At 55.1% G+C, this 3,912-nt stretch carries 3 protein-coding genes; all 3 read right to left on the bottom strand.

Annotated elements, in window-relative coordinates:
* Positions 1–343: 343 nt before the first annotated feature.
* The 3 genes from ACM43_RS09870 to ACM43_RS09880 all read right to left on the bottom strand — a co-directional run bounded on the left by ACM43_RS09870 (position 344) and on the right by ACM43_RS09880 (position 2,905).
* Positions 344–655 (bottom strand): hypothetical protein, encoded by a 312-nt coding sequence (locus ACM43_RS09870; protein ID WP_036032331.1) that lies wholly within the window; start codon positions 653–655, stop codon positions 344–346.
* 1,117 nt (positions 656–1,772) lie between these two features.
* Positions 1,773–2,138, bottom strand: a complete 366-nt coding sequence (locus ACM43_RS09875) for a hypothetical protein (protein WP_157786113.1) — start codon at positions 2,136–2,138, stop codon at positions 1,773–1,775.
* 335 nt (positions 2,139–2,473) lie between these two features.
* Positions 2,474–2,905 carry a hypothetical protein gene (locus ACM43_RS09880; protein WP_141697723.1) on the bottom strand — a complete coding sequence of 144 codons (432 nt, stop codon included), beginning with the start codon at positions 2,903–2,905 and terminating at the stop codon, positions 2,474–2,476.
* Positions 2,906–3,912: the final 1,007 nt, after the last annotated feature.

Genomic DNA, 3,912 nt, shown 5'->3' on the forward strand with positions numbered 1-3,912 from the left:
ACTAGCCACGAACTTCTTGGCTGCCGTCCATCTCGCCGCCATCGTTGCCTATTGGATCAATTGAGTCCGAGCCCTAAGGCAGCGCCAAAGTAAGTGCAGGCGCGCGGAACGTTTGTACGTGTGGCAATTCGGCTATAACAGCGCCTGGAACTCTTCCATCGTAACGTCGTAAGGTATCCCTGCACAGTGCGCCTCATTAGCGTAATCTGACCGCGTGCCGAAGCGAGCGGCTCGTGCTTGAGAAGAGAAGCATTCCGGGTATCATCCGCAGTACGCCGAGCCAAGTTGTCCTCCGGCTCGTGGCTTCGTTACCAGCCTCCGCGAGACGTACGCGGATACCACTTCAATCGGTATAAGCGCGCGGTCGCTCGGTTTCGGCAGTCTCGTTTGAGACCAAGCAACGTCGCGCACGTTCGATCTGTGCGTCGGTTACGAAGTCATCCTTCAAGCTCGTCAAGCAGAGCCGTGCGCTTGTCGTGAGCTCCCTGAGGTGCTCGGCTATCGAACGCTGCGTCTCCTGCCATTCGATGCGTTCTTCCGCTGTCCAAAGGAAACACTCAAGTTTGAAGCGAGCTTTCTCAGCCTCGTCGAATTCATTGTAAAGTGTGACCTCTCGCTCCACTTCGTCGAGCTGTTCACGAATAGTCTTTGGCATAGCCGGCCTCTGGGGCTTTGCCTCCAGCCAGGGGCCGTCTTCATCTCAATTTACGCGATTTAGCAACTACTCATTTTCTCGGTGCGGGGAGCTGACACAAGGTGCTAGTGCGCGAGGTTGTCCGTGTGAGTTTCAACTCCTTGTGCTATTGTGCGGCAAAACAGGCCTCGTATTTGTCTCAACGACGGCTGAGTAACGGCCCGTGTCGTGGAAAGCCACCCCGATGAAGTCTCCTTGTCGCCAGATGAGGCGACAAGGAGAGGTGGTGCGAAACCCATCGAAAGAAAGCGAAAACTCGGTCGGCAGAAGCGTGAGTCCATTAAGCTGAATGCCAGCACCTCTATTGGAGAGATCACGCACCAGGCATGGCTCGGAGGTGATGTGTCCCGGAATTGAGAGAAGAACCTCTTGCCACACCGACTGCCTTTCGAGCGACCGCCGGCACGAGTTCTTCCGTTCCCATTGACGGACCTTTTCTCGCAAATCCTCTAACTCTCGGTACTGGCGCTCCAGGCTCATCTGTCATTCTCCTTTTTTCTTGTTTGCGCTTCCCAAATGGTTCCGAAATTCAACACGATAGCTATGTTAGAGCTGTCCTCAGGTTGAGGGAATCCCGGACAACTACCGTTGTGGCCGATCGCAGTTTGGCGGTTGAACGCGTAACTTGCCGGGCCTTGAACGGCACCGTTGGCCTCAACTATGGAGATGGCGGCAGTAGTGCAACGACCATGGCGGGCCTGTGACCGCGCCGCAGAAAGCGCTGTAAGTGGCCGAGGTGGAGACGTGTGTAAAGAGGATCGTGTAAAGGCAAATTGCTCTGCCAGTGTGTTCCTTCAGTTTGTCAAAAGGCAGGGCTGCGCCGGAGCGTATTGCCACAGCAAGGCCGGTAATCTTCATAGGACCCCCACTATCCTGGTAGGTGTGTCGCAGCTCGCCTTCGGCAATAATGCCTCTTCTCGCGACCGTCACTCGTAAGGGAACAGAATCACGTCAAGACTTCAGGGGACGTATGTGGATGACAACATCGGAACGAAGCTTGTATTCATAGGCTAACGATTCGAATGCTCTTTGCGACAGCGCTGAGTGTGTCACAGGGTGACGCCAGAAGACTGTCGCTCTAATCAGGGCGGCGCTGCAGCAACATGACGCCAATCTGCCTACCAAGATTGCCGACGACAAGATCAACGCCAAGGGGGCCGCCATCCAAGCCGCTAGAATAGCTTTCGCGATAGCCATGACGGCAGCGGTAGCCGCGGGGGCGTTCTTTGCTATCCGTCTTTTGATTGGATTTTACGGATAGGGTCTCGCCGCTCCACCCCCAGCCGAACCAATCACAAATGGAGGCCGTGTCGTGATGGCGAATGAACAGGATGTTACAATTCGACCTATTGCCGAGATCGAAATCGACAAGTCGGTCGCCATCATAGTTGAGCAGATGGATGAGGAAATCTCCATTGCCATTGCGAGCGTCGTCGGCGTTCACCTCCAAGTGACGGCCGGGGAGGCGCACGTGAGTTATCTCGATCTTTAGCTGTGGCCGCGGAGAATGCGGAAAATTCCGCACGTCAGCCAAGACGTAGTGGGGCGCTCCCCACTATCACTGCGGGATCTCGTTCAGATTGCGCCATATCGGCCGGCCTGTTGCCCGAGTGAACCGCGCACCATCTCCTCCAAATTTGTCGTCGCCATCGGTCAAGATGAGAGTAATTTCGTCCTCAATCATGCTGCTTACGGCCGTGGGCACGTGGCCAAAGGCGCCGATGGTGATTTCATGGCGATCTGCAGTCCTGCACGTTTGGGTAAGGTGATTACCTACGGTCATCCCCTATAACCAATTAGATGCGCGACCTGGACCAGGAGGTGGTCGGCCATCATACAGGCACTTTCGGCTTTATAGACGTCGGCAGTAGCGGCGCGTTCGGGGTATCTGAACCAATACTCCTTGTGATAACGGCTGAGGTGTTCCACGTCTTTTACAGTGCCAGGCCAAAGGCGCTCACGGAGTCCATCAGTCTTTGCTAACAAATCCGCAAGGTCATGGGACCGCTGCAGTTCACGTTGATGTTGCCCGTGAAATTGCAGCAAAGCTTTCAAACCGTTCTCTATGCTGAAGCCGATGAGAAGGTAGAAGGGAATCCCTATTCGGGAAATGTCTGCACCAGGTGCAGATGAATGAATGCGTTTGGCGCCGTCTAGCAAGGCAATCGCATAGATCAGCTTGTCGATATGAATCCCGGCGTTTTCTGTCATAGTAAGCATCCGATGAGGACCGCGAGCACTCTCGCCGCCGCGCTATATTTGTCCGGTTCGTTACGAGAGAGCAGGCCTGAATCGCGCACGCGACGCAAATTGACGATCGTGCACCGGTCCAAAGAGCTGTGCGACTGTTGCTCCAATGCTTCGGTGCTGCGCGGGTACTCGACGATGAAGTCTCGGTAGAGCGATCCTGGCGCGAGCTTCCTAGAAAGCGGAAGTGGCAAGTTCGATCATTGCACTGACGGCTCTACGAACTCGCGGCAGCTAGCTCCGCCGAAGAACTCTCCTTCTACGGCTGGCCTTGGGGATACGGTTAATCTTGGCAATGCTTCTCGCCTGTGCGGCTTGCAGGCGACGCCGGAGGGTCTGCAGTTCTCGAAACAGTGCGACCAGTCCCTCGACCCGTTCGCCTAGAATAGTCGAATAATTGCAAACCCGACCTCGATTATTCATTACTGCCCAAACCATGATTGTTGAAAACAATAGGCGGTCGTCAACGGGAAAAATATGCAATCCAGGATCGGAACATACAACCGATAAATGACGATGCCATTAACAGGGGGCACGCAAAGGTCCAACACCATTGTTCAGAGTGCGCAAATTTCGTTTGGTCTTTCGGTTTTGTTTCGCTTCCAAAGTTTGAGCCTATTCGCCAAAGTTGCAGGCCTGCTACCGTGGCACTCGCGCCGCGCTGCGATCTCTCAAGCTGGTAGTCCTCGCGCGACGGCTGCTCAGCAGGGGTGGCGCTCTTCATCACTTGGCAGCCCCTTCGGGATCCAGTGCTCTTTTTAGCCGAGTGCACCGGCGGCTGTTAGGCGTTGGTTTAGTTCCCGGCACGATCAATCGCAAGGGATCCGAGCATGCAATTGCACCATGCGAATACCTTGGAAAGGATCGTGATCGCCCCAGATCGCGGTAGTGGCGAGGTCACATGGCCCATCGTTCGCGATCAGTCGGATTTCCCGACTTCCAATCGAGATGAGGATCTTGGCGCGATTGGC

The organism is Bradyrhizobium sp. CCBAU 45321, from assembly GCF_028128975.1.
Lineage (GTDB): Bacteria > Pseudomonadota > Alphaproteobacteria > Rhizobiales > Xanthobacteraceae > Bradyrhizobium > Bradyrhizobium yuanmingense.